The organism is Enterococcus sp. 3G6_DIV0642, from assembly GCF_002140635.1.
In the GTDB taxonomy this organism is placed as follows: domain Bacteria; phylum Bacillota; class Bacilli; order Lactobacillales; family Enterococcaceae; genus Enterococcus_D; species Enterococcus_D casseliflavus.
This window is the reverse complement of the sequence record NZ_NGLH01000001.1, coordinates 568,795-587,348: the sequence shown is the minus strand read 5'-3', so window position 1 is coordinate 587,348 and position 18,554 is coordinate 568,795. Positions and strand designations below refer to the sequence as shown.

The 18,554-nt window shown below is 42.1% G+C and carries 13 protein-coding genes and 1 pseudogene; 1 reads left to right on the top strand and 13 read right to left on the bottom strand.

Annotated features, from left to right (window positions below):
* Positions 1-31 precede the first annotated feature (31 nt).
* Complete coding sequence (locus A5878_RS02840) at positions 32-775, top strand: EAL domain-containing protein (RefSeq protein WP_010748787.1); 744 nt, start codon at positions 32-34, stop codon at positions 773-775.
* A gap of 371 nt (positions 776-1,146) precedes the next feature.
* On the opposite strand, the gene A5878_RS02835 is transcribed toward A5878_RS02840, so the two are convergent.
* From A5878_RS02835 to A5878_RS02775, 13 genes and pseudogenes are all read right to left on the bottom strand, one after another.
* Positions 1,147-1,494, bottom strand: a complete 348-nt coding sequence (locus A5878_RS02835) for a hypothetical protein (protein ID WP_086294543.1) — start codon at positions 1,492-1,494, stop codon at positions 1,147-1,149.
* Positions 1,495-1,618: 124 nt separating this feature from the next.
* Positions 1,619-2,014, bottom strand: coding sequence for a hypothetical protein (locus A5878_RS02830; RefSeq protein ID WP_086294542.1), 396 nt, complete (start codon positions 2,012-2,014; stop codon positions 1,619-1,621).
* A gap of 172 nt (positions 2,015-2,186) precedes the next feature.
* Positions 2,187-2,516 carry an LPXTG cell wall anchor domain-containing protein gene (locus tag A5878_RS02825; RefSeq protein ID WP_086294541.1) on the bottom strand — a complete coding sequence of 110 codons (330 nt, stop codon included), beginning with the start codon at positions 2,514-2,516 and terminating at the stop codon, positions 2,187-2,189.
* Between the two features lie 34 nt (positions 2,517-2,550).
* On the bottom strand, positions 2,551-3,114 hold the full coding sequence (locus A5878_RS02820) for a hypothetical protein (protein ID WP_015508954.1): 564 nt from the start codon (positions 3,112-3,114) through the stop codon (positions 2,551-2,553).
* Between the two features lie 27 nt (positions 3,115-3,141).
* A complete protein-coding gene (locus tag A5878_RS02815; RefSeq protein ID WP_015508953.1) occupies positions 3,142-3,660 on the bottom strand; it encodes a hypothetical protein in 519 nt (172 codons plus the stop codon).
* A 39-nt stretch (positions 3,661-3,699) separates the two neighbouring features.
* A complete protein-coding gene (locus A5878_RS02810) occupies positions 3,700-8,277 on the bottom strand; it encodes a hypothetical protein (RefSeq protein ID WP_086294540.1) in 4,578 nt (1,525 codons plus the stop codon).
* A gap of 374 nt (positions 8,278-8,651) precedes the next feature.
* Positions 8,652-10,127, bottom strand: a complete 1,476-nt coding sequence (locus A5878_RS02805; RefSeq protein WP_086294539.1) for a helix-turn-helix domain-containing protein — start codon at positions 10,125-10,127, stop codon at positions 8,652-8,654.
* A gap of 242 nt (positions 10,128-10,369) precedes the next feature.
* Positions 10,370-12,607, bottom strand: coding sequence for an excinuclease ABC subunit UvrA (locus A5878_RS02800; protein WP_086294538.1), 2,238 nt, complete (start codon positions 12,605-12,607; stop codon positions 10,370-10,372).
* A 393-nt stretch (positions 12,608-13,000) separates the two neighbouring features.
* The gene (locus tag A5878_RS02795) at positions 13,001-13,411 is read right to left on the bottom strand and encodes a type II toxin-antitoxin system death-on-curing family toxin (protein ID WP_086294537.1); all 411 of its coding nucleotides are present in this window, start codon (positions 13,409-13,411) and stop codon (positions 13,001-13,003) included.
* The gene (locus tag A5878_RS02790; protein WP_086294536.1) at positions 13,408-13,644 is read right to left on the bottom strand and encodes an addiction module antitoxin; all 237 of its coding nucleotides are present in this window, start codon (positions 13,642-13,644) and stop codon (positions 13,408-13,410) included. Before A5878_RS02790 ends, A5878_RS02795 begins: the two co-directional genes overlap by 4 nt.
* Before the next feature lie 263 nt (positions 13,645-13,907).
* Positions 13,908-14,927 (bottom strand): serine hydrolase, encoded by a 1,020-nt coding sequence (locus A5878_RS02785; protein ID WP_086294535.1) that lies wholly within the window; start codon positions 14,925-14,927, stop codon positions 13,908-13,910.
* Positions 14,928-15,140: 213 nt separating this feature from the next.
* Positions 15,141-16,586: pseudogene (gene nagE / locus A5878_RS02780) on the bottom strand (N-acetylglucosamine-specific PTS transporter subunit IIBC); the annotation flags it as partial.
* 60 nt (positions 16,587-16,646) lie between these two features.
* Positions 16,647-17,828, bottom strand: coding sequence for an ElyC/SanA/YdcF family protein (locus tag A5878_RS02775; RefSeq protein ID WP_086294533.1), 1,182 nt, complete (start codon positions 17,826-17,828; stop codon positions 16,647-16,649).
* Positions 17,829-18,554 lie beyond the last annotated feature (726 nt).

The following is an 18,554-nucleotide window of genomic DNA, read 5'->3' as shown; positions in this document are numbered from 1 at the left end:
ATAAAGCGACCCCAGAAAGGAGCAGAAACCAATGTCTGAGAAAATAGAACAAGAACTCTTATCGATATTTCCCCAATTATATTTTGATGCCCAGCCTATCTTTCAAATGAAAGCAGATAGTCAGAAAGTGATTGGCTACGAATTATTATTGAGAAGTACCGAAAGAAATAGGTTTCCCCTTTCCTTCTTCCAGCAAGTGATCAAATACAAAAAATTACATACTCGATTACTGCAGTGGTATCGAAATGAAATTTTCAGCTTGCTTCATCCGAACGAAGAAACAAAAATCAGTCTCAATATCCACCCGCAACAACTCAGCTACCCAGAAACCTTTTTGATGTTAGCTGATTTAGCTCCCTACCATGATCGTATTTTGATCGAGATCACCGAAGACGATACAGAACCTTCTATCGCCTGTGATCCCAAGTCCTTTCTTATGAACAAAATCAACCAAATAAAAAAGATGCGCTTTTCTGTCGCATTGGATGATGTAGGGACAGGCATTCATTCACTGACAAATATTGCACCGATGCTGGATAAAATCGATGTGATCAAATTTTCGCCTATCTCGTTGCGAGTGCTTTCCCAAAAGGAAATTTTCTTTTTGATCGACTTCTGGCGAAATATCGCCAGCAATCGTAAAATCCAATTTATTGTCGAAGGGGTCGAAACCTCGGATATCCATGAGTACCTGCTTGAAGAAGAGATTTTTCTTCAACAAGGGTTTTATTTGGACAAACCTGCCCCAGCTGATCAATTAAAGCGAAAAAAATAGCCCTCGCATCGTTTATTTTTCTCACTATACGCGATCAAAAATAAACGATTATTAAAAAAATGAACAGATGCCCTTCAAATATAACACAAATAATTTTATTTGCAGAATTTTTGCTGATTCGGCATCGTTTTAACGGTAATTTCACATGAGAGAAAGTAGAAATCAAAGAAAAGACCTTTTTTTGATAGGTGAATAGACAAAAAGCATTCAAGAAGTCAATTCCTGAATGCTTTTTGTCTATTCACTCTTTTTTCGATACACCCCTTCTATTTCAATCGCTCACCTTCCCTAATTGCAAAAGTATTAAAAATAGTCATCACTTCTTACCTACTCGTCTTGCTAGAAGTGATGCCTACCATTCCCTCTTTGATTCATCTCACATTGAAAACCAGAGAATGTTTCGCTTTTGTTCCTAGATTGTAACCACACAGTTCTTTTAGATAAAAGCGGTAATCATTTTCAACGATTCGAATGATCTCATTGTCGGAAAAATCGTCGAATCGCATCATTTCTGTGACTAAGACCAGTTTGGCGTCGATGCCCAAAATATCTGGGGTGATCGCCCAAAATGTTTCTGGTGAAATGGCTGCTACCAATTCATCAAGGAGGGCCAATTGCTTTTCAACATACGCCGCTAAAGCGCCATTGGCGCGGCGTGACTCCGCAAATTTCTTTTGAAATCCATCAAGGTATTCTGTTTTTGAAGTAAATACCGTCATGCTTTTTTACTCCTTTCTTTGAGGGGAACAAGCCCCGTTATTTTCTTCCTAAAGCTCAGCTTGTTCTTCTAGTTATTCATTCACTATTTTCTCTAGCTGCTGAAAAATCACCCAGGTACAGGCGTCAATGCAGAATATCCAGCAATCCTCTGACCAACTGCTTGTAATGCTCTTTTTGATCTTTTGCTCCATTTTCTGCCTTGATTGAAAGACTTTGCTCAATGGCTGCTTGAGGAATCAGCAGATGAGTATTTAAACTTGAGATAAAGGAAACACTTTCTTCCAATAATTGATACTCTTTTTGCAGGTTGCTGGGTAATTTATATTTACGTAAAGGAAATAAATAGCGAGCACTGGCTTTTATTTCTTCTATACGATCGTTTTCTAGTAAGTAACGCATGGTATCGAGTTGCTTTCCTTGGTGATACGGGCAAGTATCTGCACTCAGCAGATGGGTGTAGTACCCGATGTATTCACTATTTAGGATGGTTCTTTCAAACGCTTCTTTCTTGATTTTCATCTTCTGTATCCTTCTTTCAAAACTATCACTGACCTCACTTATACAGCGTTTGTGGTATCACTAAGTACTGTTTCTTCTTTTGGTCCATTTTTTGTTAAATCTTTCATCAAAAAAAGAGAAACTGCAAGTTTTCCCCACAGTTTCTCCTTTACGCTTCTAGCGATGCCTATAGTTAAGGAGCGACGCTTTCACCGTGTTTCTTTTTTCTTGTTACTGCGACGACAAACAGTACTAGGAGTGCATACCCAAGAATGATCAAACTGCTTGTGTTTGACGAACCTGTTTGTGGTAATTTTCCTTGTCCAATTTGAGAACCATCTGCTACGATCGTTTTCTTATTGTCATCGTCTGCTTCTTCCTCTTGCGTCACCGTTTCACCGATTCGACCAGTCACAGAGACTTGCCCTGTCGTCGCCTCTGCGACGCTGGTTTCCGATAGATCCCAGACAGTCAGAGTCAGTAACACAGCGACGAAAAGAACGATTCGTTTTCGTTTTTTCATACGATAGATCCCTTCTTTACTGGGATTTCAATTCTTAGTCTTCCTCTACATCCGGCGCAAAGCTCAAGACCAATTTGAAACTTGGATTTGATTCTTCTGATGCATCGGTCGGTGTTGCTTCACCAGTAAACGCAAATGTTCCTACATTCGTACCTTGGTTGCCTTCAAGGGTAAATAATTCTGTTTCTGCTACGGTTGGTGTGCCGTTTTCAAACAACTCGATACCATTTACGTTTAACAAGTCTACTTCATCCATATTCAATGGTGTATCGACACCCGCAACAGAAGCGATCACGCCAACTGCTGAGTTATTTGTCACAGTGTAGCTAGGTGAAACGATCTCTTTGTGGCTTGACTCTTCTGTCGTATAGAACAAAGCAGTCGTTGGAATCGTCACATTGATCCATTGGTTCAAATCGTCGGGATTTGGTCCAGGGGTTGTGTTATCGAATGATCCGATGATCCCGTTTACTTGGACATCTCCTGACGTATCGCCTTCACGTCCGTCAATGGTTTGTGTCGCAAAAGCGGTGGTGCCGCTTGCGATTACTCCTGCGATCGTTGCGGTACTTAGAATAGCTGCTACAAATTTTTTCATTTTTATTTCCTCACTTTTCCTTTTTTTTTAATTCTTAACGATAATCGTTAATTCAGCTTCAGTGACCCCTTGTTTTTCTTTGCTTTCAGGGTCGTAAATATTGATCGTGGCTTTGGCGGGATATTCCCCTTTTGCCAACGGTGTCGCCAAGGCGACATTTTCAACAAATTGGTTTGGATAGATCGCACCGGAAGAATAGATGACTTCCCCGCTCGACAGTAAAGAGATATCCACGGCGATTGGGTACACATTGGTGCCCGGATTGACGATCTCGATGGATCCTGTGCTTTGACCATCTTCAAAAATGGCTTCTGGATTGATTTGCAGCGTGAAATAATTCGCATCCGCAATCTCCTGCGCTCGTTCAGAAACCCGCTGATCGGTGGCATCGCCAGATTCTGGCAACAGGTCGGCACTGATCAAAGGGACTGCTGTTTTTGATTGGTAAAAGTAGTACCCGATCCCACCAATAAGTACTAGCAACAGCAACAACCACAAGATCCATTTCCGTCGATCCTTCGTTTCGGTTTGATTCGTTTGCTCCAATGGATTCACCTCCTTCACGTTTGGTACGATCTTTTTTCTTTAATCTCGTGGGACAAAGCGTAAGACGATGCGATACTTCGGTACGAGCAAGTCTTCATAATACCCACCTTGGTCGGCTTCTGTATCAACGATCCATTGGGGATAGTCTCCATAGAAGTCCCCCGTTAAGGAAATCGGCACGCGGCTTCTTTCTTCTAGGCGAACCAAGTGTTGTTCCTCCATTGCTTCATAGAGTTGGATCTGTGTTTCTTCCGTTTTTAGATTCAATCGCAACAGCGGGGTTGAAATATCGTCATAGGTCAGGGTTGGGTCTTCTTCGCTTTCACTTTCGGCATAGTCGAGAGGATCTTCTCCCGCTTCTAATAAGACAATACTGGCACTATCATCGATCGCCAGTTGATTGACGTAGGTATCCACGGCAAGTGGCGATTGATTGCGGATCTCATACGTTTGGCTTTCAAAATTACGATTCGATTCCGCTGTGTTGTACAAGGATTCGAAGACCATTTTGGTCGGGATCGTCACTCGCATATGCTCCAGTTTCGATGTCACATCGATACCGACTGTCAGCTGGTAGGCTTTATTCCCCACCTCAAGAACAGCGAAGTAGCTACCATCTTCGTCCACTTCTCGTGTAAGATCCGTTTCTACGATGCGAAAGTCATCCGTCATATCCGCTTCCGTCAAAACGTTTGCGGCTTGCGCGCGACTTTCTTGAAGGATCAAAGCATCCAATGCCTCTTTTGTAGGTAACTCGTTAATCTTATAGCGATCTAAGGTGATATTGTATGCTTCAAAGTTCACACCTTTAATCACGGTTTGACGAGCGGTCACATCGACATAGGTCTCAATCGACGGTTTTGATAAGAAAATCGACACTTCTGTCTCGGTTTCCAATCGTTCATTTTCTCTTAGTGGAATACGGAAATAGCGATACAGCTGATTTTCATCACGATAGTCGCCCCATTCAATTCGTTCAGAGTTTTTGTCTAATTCGACGAGTTCTCCGTCAGTATTGGTATAGGAAATCACTGTGATATCGGTATCCTCGTACATAGAACCAGTGATTTCAGTCGACTGATCACTCAATGCATCGATTCGGGCAACGAGGCCTTCTGGTTCTGAAAAACGAATTTTATTGTAATTATTTTTCGCAATCACTTGATAAATATCTGTTTGTGTTTCAAGACTTTCTAAGGAACCATCGAATTGTTCGCCACTCAGCAATCTGGAACGTGCTTCGCCATTTCCTGTGCCTCCATAGGGGAAGGTATTCCCACCATTTCGATTGATTCGCATCGTTCCTGATATATTGATAAATTCTTCCGTTGGTGCCTCTAAAGAAGCATTTTCCCAAACTGCTAGTTTTTGACTTGCCACATTGATTCGCAAACCATTCGTAACCGTATTTTGTGCGGAGCGGATCAAACGCTGCAATTGCGCATTGGCTTGACCAGTTCTTGTCGTAGGGTGACTAATTTCAAACAAATTCACATTGTTTATATTCAATCGTGCATTGGCTAGTCTGAAATAAAGAACTTCAGATTTATTTCTTATGGTTTCTAATACAACCGTAGCGTCTTCTTCTGCCGAAAATGAATTACGGACATTGACTAGTGGTCGATTGATAAATTCTGCTGATGTCCCCATGCCTGTTCGATTATCAGTCATGAAAAAATTAGCTCTGGCCCCTACCATGATGTTCGCAAATGAATTCGAATGATTGCTTGAGGCATTCCCTCCCGCTTGCGTATTTAATCCTCTCGCAACCCCTTTAAAGGTCGCGTCATCATTGAGGATGAAATTAGAGGAAGTCGTGACTCTAAAGATTCCTCCAGATTGATCCACGTCAAGGGTAGCTCCTTTGCCAATCCGAACAAATGAATTACTAGCAGTCAACCATATAAAGCGAGAATCTGAAGTCGTTCGATCTCTTCTTGACGTCATGGTGGCATTGTCTTGCAATTCCACTCTTTGTGACACTCGGATTCTGGCGTAATTTTGACTTGTAGCTGAATTTTGAATCGCCGTCGTTGTTGGCTCTGTCAAATGAACTTCAGCATGTTGTCCAAGCGTAACGGAACGAACAGTGGTGTTTCCTGTCATTCCTCTCGCTGCGTTGATTCTCGTATAGGAATTTTCGCCAAATAGCAGATCCGTCGTTCCGACGCCTTGTAAAAATCGTCCCCCCGTATCAACTTCGACTTTACTTGCTTCTTCCATCGTAAATTTCGAGTTCGCCAAGGTTAAACGAAAGACCGCTCGTGCTGCTTGTCGCGTAGTATGATTGACCGTTACTTTCGCTTCACGTCCGAGTTTGATTTCTTCTCTAAATCGGAAAAAATCAACATTTGCATTGCTTCGTCCAGAAACGGTGATCTCAGAGTGATCGCCCACATGCAACCTGCGAATGGTTGAAGAAGCAGCAGATGAGGTACCGCCGGTAAAGCCTTGTGCGGTTTGTAGGCTGATCGTATTTGCTTCACCAATATAGATATCTGTTGTGCTGCGACCAGTGACCAATGGTCCTACTTGATTGAGGGTGATAGTTGCATTTGCTTCTGATAGAAATTGGGATGCCGCCGACGTTGAACCCAATGCAATGAAAGGATTGGCGGCCGATGACGTGCGAGAATAGTTGATTGTCGCTTTTTCTCCTAGAAAGAAGCGTCGTTGCACGGAAAACGCATTGGCTGCTGCACTCGTTGAATGTTCAGCAATCGTGATTTCAGCCCCTTCAAGCAGCTCAAATTGATCGACCATCGTTCCAGCGGTGAAGCCATGACCTAACACACCAGTAAGTTTCGCGTATTTCCCTAAAGTTACCTGAGCCAAGCTTGCGTTGACGAACGCCCCACGCTGATTCACAGCTATTTCTGAATAGTCACCAATGGTGATTTTTCCGTTGCTCGATGCTAAACCGATGACGACATTCGATGTACTTGCTGAAGAGGTCGTTCGCGTTCTCGGTACGTCAATTGTTGTATGACTGCCGACTTGAACCGAAGACGTTGCGAAAAAGGTGCGATACGCTTGACCAACAGTGGCATTACTAGGTTCACTGATGGCTATTTCCACCTGATCACCAATCGAAATACTGTCAACGGCTATGTTGCCATTAAACCCGTTGCTATGCTGATTGTTCATTTTCACGTGGTCTTGGATCACGATCGTGGAACTCGCCACCCCTGTAAACATTGGTCCATGCTGCGAGATCTTGGTTTGTGTGTGCTCCCCAAAATCGATGGCAGAATTCGCACTTCGAAGTTGAATAAATGCCTCGGTCGTTGTGCCCGTCCGCGTTCCTTCAATGATGGTAGGTTGGTCTGCGGTACTATTTTCAACGATGAAGCGGCGTCCGACATTGATGGCGGGTGTCGTACTGACTGTTCCATACTCAGATAGCTTTAACTGACTACCTGCTTGTAACCGTATCTCTCCTAACGTACTGGTAGAGTTCCCGGAAAGTCCTTGTCCTGTACCAACATCCAGAGTTGCCCCTGTGGCTAACGTCAATCGGCTATCTTGATTGGCATTTGGCAAGGAGACCATCGCACCAGATTGGCGAATCGTCGTCACACTTCCTTGACCAAAATCAAGGCTTGCTGCGGTACCTGTCATGTGAAAGACGGTGCCAGTATTGCTGTTGGTACTGCGAGTGACAGAAATTTCAGCTTGGCTAGCGACTGCTACTTGGTTCATTTCAAAAATCGGTGTGGCATTTGAGGAGCGATGATTGATCGTCAATTGCCCTTCAACCAAAAGCCTTTCCGCCGTGAACAAGGTTGGAATGGAAGACATCGCTGTCGTCACCACATTGGTTCCTTTGAAATGAAGTTGTGCTTGGCTGTTATTCACCACGCGTCCTGCGGTAGTGGTCAGCTCCAGTTGGGTATCTTCAAAAGTAATCGTTGATGCCCCAGTTGTTTGAGCCAGCCCTTGCGCTGACTGGATGCCTTGTTGCTGCACCCCTTGCCAAGTCAGTTGAACAGGTGCTGCAAACTGCATCAGGTTCTCGGCTGCCGTCTGTGAAACGATCACAGGTGTTTCTTGACTACGAAAGGTAACGTGCGTCCGTTGGATCCCACTGATTGGCTCAGTTAATGCCAAGTTGCTGGCAAAAGTAAGCACTAGCGATTGCTCATTGGCGATTTCTTCGTAACGATACTCCGCGCCCTCTTCATCGGTGAAGGGTTCCCCAAGTAAAATTGCCCGCAATTGCGCCTCACTTGCTACAGTCAGTTGGATGGTTGCAGCTTCTGCATCGAACCCTTCAACTTGCTCGTTTTCAGATTCTGGCTCCTCTTCATCTTCTGAGCTGTCTGGCGTTTCTGCTTCGGGCAGTGCTTCAGTTTCTTCTACTTCTTCTTGGCTAGCGATCGTTGAATCATCGGTGGCTTCCGAAGAGGTTGTTTGTTCCTCGCTGCTTTGCTCGGTTGACTCTTGCGTTTCCGATTGATCAGCAGAATTATTGGTTTCCTCCCCAGAAGATTGTTGCGTCCCTTCAGAAAGTGACTCTGTTTCTGCATAAGCAACTTGCTGGAACGCCATCGTCGTGTTGACGCCCGTGCTGCTCAGTAGTAATACGGCCGAAAACAATGTAAGTAATTTCATCATATCCTCCTTTCTTCAAGTCTTTGTTGCGTTAAGAAAGCTGAAAACTAGGGAATAGCTTCTTGCTTTTTCACGCAAAGCTGTCTCAATATTCTTCGTTTTTGAGGGAACGACAAAAAAAGACATTTTGATGAATCAAATGTCTGGAGAAAGTTGTTAGATTAAGTTTTCATAAAATAATAACTACATACGAGTTCTGCATTCTCAAAAACGAAGGTTATTGGGACAAATTATTTGTAAGTATGACACGCGTGTTCCTTACTAAACTAAGAATAGCGTGCTCGTTTCTCAAAGGAAAATCATTATTTTCATAAACACCTGAAATAGATGAATAAATAACATACCTATTTAAACGCGTGAACAGCACAGCAATTGGTTTAAAAGAGCGGTTTTTGATAGGGATTTATTTTCCTTTCGAGGTGTTCCCAATCGCGATCATCCGGGAGAGATTTCAACAATAAGTAATCTGTTTTGACTTTATAATCAACGAGGTAGCGATTGTAATTGGTCACGATCAAATCGATATGGTCAGCATTAAGCGTATATTTTGTTAAATATTGCAGTTGAACAAACGTCAATTTATGCTTGCTGCCAAATCGCTGGATCGCTCGGGTTTGGATATGCTGGCACACAAAATGATCCCCTTCTAAGAGGAAATAAATGGTTTTTGCTGGTGCATAATAATCGAAAATCAGCTCGCTATAAATCGTTAAACTGACACAGATGTCTTCTAAGTAAGCAGTAGACAAAGAGAGTTTTTTGCTCTGCTCCTTAAGAAATTGTAAGTTCTTTTGGTAACTCTCGCTGTTGGAACGCATGATCACCTCTTTGATATCATCCATTTCCTTGTTCAAAACTGGCGCAATCGCATGGTTAATTTTTCTCGATAAAAAGAAAGAACGTAAAAATGTCGCAACCGTTTTGGCTTGTGCTTGGGGCACCTCATGGTTTTTAAGAAACAAGTCCGTCACAGTTGTGATGGCTTTGCCTTGATGAAATTGTTGGTAGAACTTTTCCTCTCGTTCTTCTTGATCCAAGGTTCGCTTGCACAAGGTGACTAAGTAGATCCAAGCGAATTCTTCTTTGGGCAGCTGAACTTGATAGATTTTTTCAATGCCTTCCTTCAGTGCGTATAGCTTGGAAAAACTGTTCCCTTTATACGCCTGTCTAACGAGTTCCTTCGGCACAGTGATAGGATAGCCGAGGCTCGCTCGTTTGATGGCAATATAAAACGTGTAGTAAAACGCTGCGGGAGTTGCCCCAGATCCGATTTCATAATAGCCGAACTTGTCCTCCAATTGACCTAAGATCAAGTCATGCAAGGCTTGATCTGGAACCAACGTATAGATCGTTTCCACACCTTCGTAATAAAAATCTTTAAAAAATTTACGCAAGTTGGCTTCGCTTCCCTCAATCGTTAAGGGATTAGATGCCCACTGCAAGCCATAGCTTTTTAAAATAGGGTTTCGCTGATTGAGTAGACGCCGAAACGTACTCTCTGAAAAATGATAATGATGTGCCAGCTCATCCACCTTAGATAGTTTGCCATGAAAAATATTCCCGAGAATTTCAAATAAGCATTCATTTTTTAACAAGCTTTGCTTTCTTTTTTGATAGTCTGCTGGCTTTTTCTCTTCGAAAACAAACCCGCTATTGCCCGAAACAAGTGCAATACTGTCCCCAAAATATTCTTTCATGTATTTGATATCATTGGCAATCGTTCGTTGCGTCACCTGATTGCGCTCTGCTAAGTCGCCAATCGTGAACACACGGTCTCGCTCAATCGTACTCAGCAGCCGAAACAAGCGCGCGGTCGTACGGTTGCTGATGAAGGCCAATTGCAACTCTCTCATTCATTCCACTCCTTTTTTTCAAGAAATTCTTTTCTATACTATTACATAAATAGCACACTATTTGGTAATTATATACTCAAATTTATATATTTTTAATCAAAAAACCTACTAAAAATGAAAAAAATAGCGGGCAGAAATTCATTTTTTAGACTTATCATTTTCTTTTTTGCTGGAGGAAAAAGAAAAAAAGCCGCAAGCAGCGCTCGATGAAAGAGCTGCTTGCGGCTATTTTGGTTTTCTCATTAAAATAAATACTGGGCTGTAATCGAGGACTGGCACTCGATCAGTTTTTCTGGAATCCCTTCGTACAACACTTCGCCACCGCGAATCCCGCCATCAATGCCGACATCGATCAGCCAATCCGCTGCTTTCATGACCTCAAGGTTGTGTTCGATCACGATCACCGTGTTGCCTTTTTCCACTAGTCGTTCGATGATCGCCAAAATGCTCTTGATGTCTGCCATGTGCAATCCGGTTGTTGGTTCATCCATAATGTAGATATTGCCTTTTTTGCTTAATTCTTTTGCTAACTTCAGTCGCTGGCATTCACCACCAGACAAGGTATTCAATGGCTGTCCGAGGGTCATGTATCCTAGTCCCACAGCCAAAATCTGTTTTAATTTTCTTTGGATCGCTTTTTCCTCAAAGAATTCCACCGCTCCTGTGATGCTCATGGCAAGGACTTCATCGATCGACTTGCCTTTCAAGCGATACTGGTAGACTTCTTCTTTAAACCGTTTGCCGCCACAGGCCTGACACAAAACCTCGACGGAATCCATAAAGGACAGTTCCATCTTGATGGTACCGTGGCCTTTGCACGTTTCACAGGCGCCTTCGGAATTGTAGGAAAAAAGACCTGCTGAGACCTTGTTTTCTTGGGAAAATAACTTGCGAATGTCATTCATGATCCCAGAATAGGTCGCTGGATTGGAGCGCATATTTCCCGCCACCGCTGATTGATCGATCGTAATGGCTTCGGGGTATTCTTTAGCAAAAACCCCATTCACTAAACTACTCTTTCCAGAACCAGCGACACCGGTCACCACTGTAAATACTCCTAATGGCACCCGCAGTGCTGTATTTTTCAAGTTATGCAGCGTCGATTTTTTCGTTTCGATAACCTGCTGACTCTGGCGAGGTGCTTCTTTAAAGTCCACCATCTGTCCAAATGCTTTGCCAGTCAGTGTATCTGAGCGCAGCAATCCTTCAAAGGTTCCTTCGTAGGTAATATAGCCGCCATTTTTCCCCGCTTTAGGACCAACATCGATAATATGGTCAGCTGCTTTAATGACGCCTGGATCATGCTCCACTACGATGACAGTGTTCCCTTTGTCCCGTAGTTTGACTAACAATTCATTCAATCGATGGACATCCCTTGGATGCAGCCCAATACTCGGTTCATCAAAAATGTAGATCACATCGTTCAAGCTAGAAGACAAGTGTTTGACCATTTTTACCCGCTGACTTTCCCCACCAGAAAGGGTCGTTGTTTCACGGTCTAAGGAAACATAATCCAACCCGATATTGATTAGATCAGTGATTCTCGCTTGGATGTTTTGAAGCAGCGGTTGGACACTCTCCTCCGAGATTTCTTGAAGAACCGTCAATAGTTCATCCACTTGCATCGCCAAAACGTCCGCAATCGAATAGCCCGCGATTTTGCACGCGAGTACTTGTGGATTGAATCGTTTTCCCTGACAGTCAGGACACTTCTGCTCATTCATGAAAGAAGCGATTTTCTTCTGGGTAGCAGCGGAGCTTTCATTGCCACCTTTGATATTGGAGCGATTAAAACGAGCGACTAAGCCTTCATAGGTGGAACTTATCCCTTCCATATACAAGGAATCGATTTTTTCTCCTTGGGCATACAAAAAGCGGTTCATTTCTTCTTCGCTATATTCTTTCAATGGCTTGTCATTGTCAAAAAAGCCCGTATTGGTGAAAGACTTCAGCAGCCAGGAGCCGACTTTGTAGCCAGGAAGCAAGATCGCCCCTTCGTTTAAGGACTTTTCAAGATCCAGTGCCTTTTCTAAATCTAAGCCGACGATGCGCCCAATCCCTTCGCAAGTGGGACACATCCCATGAGGGTCATTGAAGGAGAAATTCCATGCAGGACCTAAATACGGTTGACCAAGACGAGAAAAAAGCAAGCGGATCAAAGGATTGATATCCGTGATCGTCCCTAATGTGGAGCGGGAATTACCGCCTAAACGGCTTTGATCAACTACTACCGCCATCGAAAGATTGTCGATGGCATCGGCATCGGGCTGGCTGTATTTTGGCAAAAAGTTGCGGACAAATTTCGAAAAGTTCTCATTCAGCTGTCGACCTGCTTCTTGTGCGATCGTGTCAAAGACGATCGATGACTTGCCTGAACCAGAAACACCCGTGAAAATCGTGATTTTTCTTTTGGGAATCTTCAAGTCAAAGCCCTTCAAATTGTTCTGCCTGGCGTTGTGGATCGTAATGTATTCCTGCATGCTATACCCTCCCAGATTCTGTTGAATTTTTTCAGTGAGCGACCATTATAGCACAAACATTCTCGCTGTTTCTCGGAATTTTGAAAAAAAAACTATGTTTATTTTATGTTTTGTTCTAAATGCTGGAATAGCAATGGTGGGGGCTTATGCGATTTTTCGATTGATAGATGAACCGAGGGTTAGAAGAATAACTATTGAATAAAAAACTCGTGGCGCAAGTGGCGAATAGAAAAGACGAAAACAGACCAAATCCCTTTTTATAAGGATTTGATCTGCTTTCGCGTCGATGTGTTTAACGAAAAGTCATGATTAGCTACTAACCTTTAAGCGAACAATTCCGTTTGATTACTAAACAACCATCAATTAATTGAAATGTTTCTTTGCACACTTTACTTAAAAGTTAGGCCTTACGCGATTAGAATCTTGTAAGTAGCTTGCCACCTCTTCGTTTAAATCGTTAAACTCTTTTTTATTAGTAGTAATAGTCAGAATAAAATGGACCGCTTCATCTTGAGAAAAATTTGTCACATATCCATTAAGCTGTAAAAAAGTAATCATAGAAACTAAAGCGGTCCGTTTATTACCATTATGGAAAGGGTGTCTTTTTACTAAGTTAATTGCTAAAATTGATGCCTTATCAAAAATTGTCGGATATAATTCTTTGCCAAACACAGCTTGTGAAGGTTGATTTATTGCCATATCCAACGCACTTGCATCTTTTACACCAATTATTTCTCCTTTAGAATACTGTACAATTACTTTCGCATTGATTCTAATCACATCTGCCGCCGTCAAAAAAATCATAAGTCAACCAAGTCTTTTAAAGCTTTGTCGTATTGATCCATGACTGAATCTACGATTGAATCAATAGAAACTTCTTCAACCGCTTTAATCATTTTTACAGATCCATCCCGTTCAAAAACATAAGTGATTGATTCACCGGTCTGAACACCGATATACTCCTTTACTTCTGCAGGTATCGTTGTAATATCACTATTACCAGATCTTCTGACTTTATAATTTTTTGTTTTTTTCAATTTCCACCCTCCCAATGTATATACAAATGAATTTGTATATACATTATACAACAATAGATACATGCCGTCAAAATATGTCTTAAAGAGCATAACCTTTAACTCTATGATCCGACATACCAAAGAATAATCAATCCAATTTGAAAATATATTTCCTAATTTTTTTCCTACTCACCACAATTGTTGCGAATTCTTGATCACGCATTAAAACTTACTATAAAAAAAACCGAAACAAAGAACTCACTCTCTGTTTCGGTCTTACTTCATTAGTCTACGAAAAATTCTTCTAACACTTCTTGTATTTCATAGGCATGTGCCGATTTGTTTGAACATACCGCGATCAACAACTGCTGATCTGGGTAGTAGACGGAATGGTAGTTGACACCTGGATCATAGCCCATCTGGATGTACTTCACCACTTTTTGTTCTACCACTTTCATCAAACCGCCATAGCCATAAAAAAATTCATCTTCCTCATGGACTTGTGGTGTCAAAAATATCTCGATCATTGGTTTACTCAGTAATTGCCCGCTCATCAATGCATGCCAGAATTTTTCTAAATCTTCAACTGATACATAAGCACCGCCATCCGGCCCGCCCTTGGCTGGGATGGAAAATATATTGGTCTTAAGTCCTGATTCCGTTTCAATATATCCCAATGCCGTATTGCGAGGCAGCGTGTCTTGGGCAAAATAACCAGCATCTGTCATTTCTGCTTTTTCAAAAATATTCTTTTCAATATAGTCGGTAAAGTGCAAGCCGCTAACTGCTTCTACCACCATTCCTAAGAGGATGTACCCTGCATTGTTGTACTTGACCTTGCTTCCCACTGGATCAGCCATGGCTTTTTTTTGAAAAAGCGGCAAAAAATCACGGGGGGTTCGCACTCGATAGGTCGGCAAATCTTGCCAAAGTGCTTCAAAATCATCGGATACTTCTTCATCAAAATAGTCAGGGATACCAGAGGTATGTGTAAGCAAATGATGAACAGTCACAGCTGAATCAAAGTTTGGCAATACGTCTGGAACGCACTCCTGCAGTGTGGTGTCAAAACTCAGTTTTCCTGCTTCAACTAATTGGCAAATGGCTAGTGCCGTAAAAAGCTTACAGCCTGAGGCAATGCCAAAACGGGTATGGGCACGATTTGGCAGTTTCTCTGCCTCGTTTGCATAGCCAAAAGAGCGATCCACCAAAACCTTGTCAGCTTTGACCACACGAATGTTGCCATAAAAAGCGTACTCTTTTTGCTTTTGTTCTAATCTCTTATCAATTAATTGGGTATTCATTTTCTCTTCCTCCGAATGTTTCGTACAAGGACAACTTGTCGTCAACACCAGCCTACCCTTTTCATATTTGGAAACGCAACATCCTTATCTCCTCCTATCTGTTATCAGGGTATCATAGAATAAAGCGCTTCACAATGGTGGTATCTTTGTACTTTTGTGCAAAGACACCCAACCATTCTATCCATCTATCATTTCATGAGCAATGGCAACCTATCTCATCATTTGGTCCAATGCCTCAGCAACGAACCCTACATCTGTTCCAATAATCAACTGTAAATGCTGTTCATCAATAACGACAAGTCCTGCAATTGGTGGTTGTTTGAGTGCCTTTTGATCAACGATACTTACCTTTTTTACGGCAATTCGTAAGCGCGTGGCACAGTGATCGATACTTTGAATGTTTATGGTATCTCCTAATGCGACAAGAATTTTTCGGGCTAGCGCATGGTGATTATCTTGGCCTTCTTTTGCCTTCATTTTGGAAAAAGGAACGTCATCTTTCTCTCTGCCAGGTGTCATTAGATTGAATTTTTTGATAGCAAAATAGAAAGTAAAGTAATAAACAACTGCCATCGCCGCTCCTAAACCAAGCAACATATAAGGCTTATTGGCAATAGGAACCCTCAAACTCAAAAGAAAATCAATAAAACCTGCACTGAAATTGAAACCAGCCGTCCATTGGAAAGTTGCCGCAATCATCAATGATAAACCAGTCAATCCAGCATGGATGAGGTATAGCGGCCAAGCAACGAACATGAAAGAAAACTCTAAGGGTTCAGTCACCCCAGTAAAGAAAGAAGCAAAGGCTGCCGCAACCATTAATGAGCCAATTTGTTTTTTCTTCTCAGGTCTTGCACATTGATAAATTGCGTAAGCACCGGCAGGTAGACCAAACATCATCACTGGAAAGAACCCAGCCTGATACATCCCAGTCACACCTTTGACTCCTTCACTCGCCCAGAACTTGCCAATATCATCAATCCCTGCAATATTGAACCAAAAAACATTGTTTAAGGCGTGATGCAAGCCAGTCGGGATCAACAGCCGATTAAAGAACCCATATAAACCAGCACCGATGGCTCCCATGCTGGAGATCCAACCACCAAATGACACGAGTCCACTATATACCGTTGGCCAAAGAAAAATTAAAATCGCCGATGCGATGGCCATAACCGCTGTTGTCAAAATTGGAACTAATCGCTTGCCACTAAAAAATGAAAATGCCATTGGTAACTTGACTTGCCCAAACCGGTTATAGGTCTCAGCAGCAACGATCCCTGCCAAAATACCGATAAAAACATTTTTGTTATTGATGGCAGAAAAAGCAATATTGACCGCTTCAGCATCTATCCCCTGAAACATAGCTACAGCGCTCGGTGTTAGAAACGTGATCGGTGTTAAAAAAGCGACTAGTCCAGAAACAGCGGCAGCACCATCCTTATCTTTAGCCATACCATATGCCAGTCCGACAGCAAACAAAATACCTAAATTATCTAAAATCGTACTACCAGTCATCAGTAAAAAGGCAGCAAGTAAATTGTTACCTCCCCAACCACTAGGATCGATCCAATAACCGATCCCCATAAAAAGTGCTGCAATTGGTAATGTAGCCACTGGCAGCATCAATGAACGCCCGATTCGTTGCATATATCCTTTCATCTCTCTTGATTCCTCCAACTCTGTCATTTGTGTGTTGTATTTTTGAATCGAATACCTTTCTCATCGCTGCAAGTTTGGGTATTGCCAGATGCCTTCGATCCGCAGCAAATCACGGTACAAAACAAGGCGCTCTTGTTCCGTTGAGGTTTTGATCAGCTCTTCATTATCTGGTTCACCAATGATGTCTATCTCGTATTTAGGCTTTCCTTGTGGATGCAGCTGACCATTGATAATACGATCCGCAGTTTCAAACAAAACTTTTCCGCGGCGGACATGACTCGCAGAACTAATCACTGTGATTTTATTACTGAAATCAAGCTCATTTGCTAAATCAATTGAAAATAAGGCATTTTCAATCGTATCTGTTGCCAATGCTTCTTGAATAATTCGCTTCTCGTCAATGCCATTTTCAACCAACCATTGCTGCATCAGTTTTGCTTCCGTATTCTCTTTCTTCGGAACGCCTCCTGTCACAATGATTTTCGCTGTAGGATTTTTCTCCAAAAGTTTCAATGCATGCTCTAAGCGATTGATCAACGTTTCCTGCATTTGCCCTTCATCATTTAAGGCATAACCGAGTAAAATAAATAAGTGATTTTCTTCGTATTCTTTGATCGCAGTCGGCACTTCTTGCTTGCGTACCGCTTCTATGCGTTCAAATCCATCTTTGAATTTTTCTGTTTGGGCTTTATTTAAGGTTTCCATTTTCTTATATACTGTTTCATCAAAAGAGCCTTCTAATAAACCTGCATATACGTAATACTGAACAAGTGCTTGATAGTTTTCCGGTTCTTGCTCAACCACACTTTTGAAAATCGCCACTGCTTCATCAAGTTTATTATTGATCACTTTTGTGCTGGCTAATGATCGTCGATAATCGGTGGTGACTGGATCTAGGCGGATCACTTGCTTCAGCAGTTCCTCACGTACTTCTTGATCCACTTTAAGGGTCAATCCAGCAAAAACCTCACGTTCATTTTCCTTGAGGTCTCCCCCGTGCCAATAATAATACATTGCCTTATCTAACAAATAATCGATTCGTTCTTGTGTTGGGTTATTGTTTTCTAAAGTGCTAAACCCATCTTCCGTTTGTTCTTCTGCAGTTGCTGATGCTATACTTTGTTCTGTTTGTTCACTTGTATTGATTGTTGTATCGGAGGTTTTCGTTTGGTTCATCTCCGTACATCCGCCCAATACGAGCATTGCGATGAGCAATAAAAGATAATGGTGCATTTTTTTCATAAAAAGACCTTCTTTTCTATTTAATATTTCACTTCTTGAAGGTAAGCGGATTCAAAAGGATGAACCCGCTTGCCATGGTAAAGAAAGCAACCTTCTTTTTTGAAGAATAGAAACCTAGGCAAGTTACGTGCTTCTAGTGGATAAAGCTGACCCTAGTTCGTCTGCTGTCACTGTTCCTTATAGACTGAGGGACAACACAAAGTAAGATTTCATCATCGCTATCTCCTCTTCTATACCCGTGGACATTACTGTCTGCCTCACCTCGTCAGGGATAATCGACTTCTTTCTAATCGTCACTAGAAAGGCGTAGGTTCTTTCTTATCGGCGCCAATAAGAAACGAAACACACGCAAAAAAAGTCATCAGACAGGAAATGTCCAATGACTTGACACAGCGAAATAAACCTCCAGCATCCCGCGTTTTTTTCCGTTAAAATCGCTGGAATCACTAGAAAAACCGCGAGATTTTCGGTACAATAAACACGTTGAGCCTTTAGGGATCAACTATGGCAACTTGATTGGTCATCCTGGTTAGGGGTCTGACTGATCAGGGCCTCGTAAGTCTGCGCCAACAGAATTACGGGGTGCCTATTTTTTTTGGTTTCTATTCGCTTACATTCTATAGAATGTCTTTTGGAAAAGCAAGCGAACATCACAATAAAATTGTAAATAATGGTCAAAAATATAAAAACTGTTGTGATTTTTTTCGATTCGTATAGAATTATCTG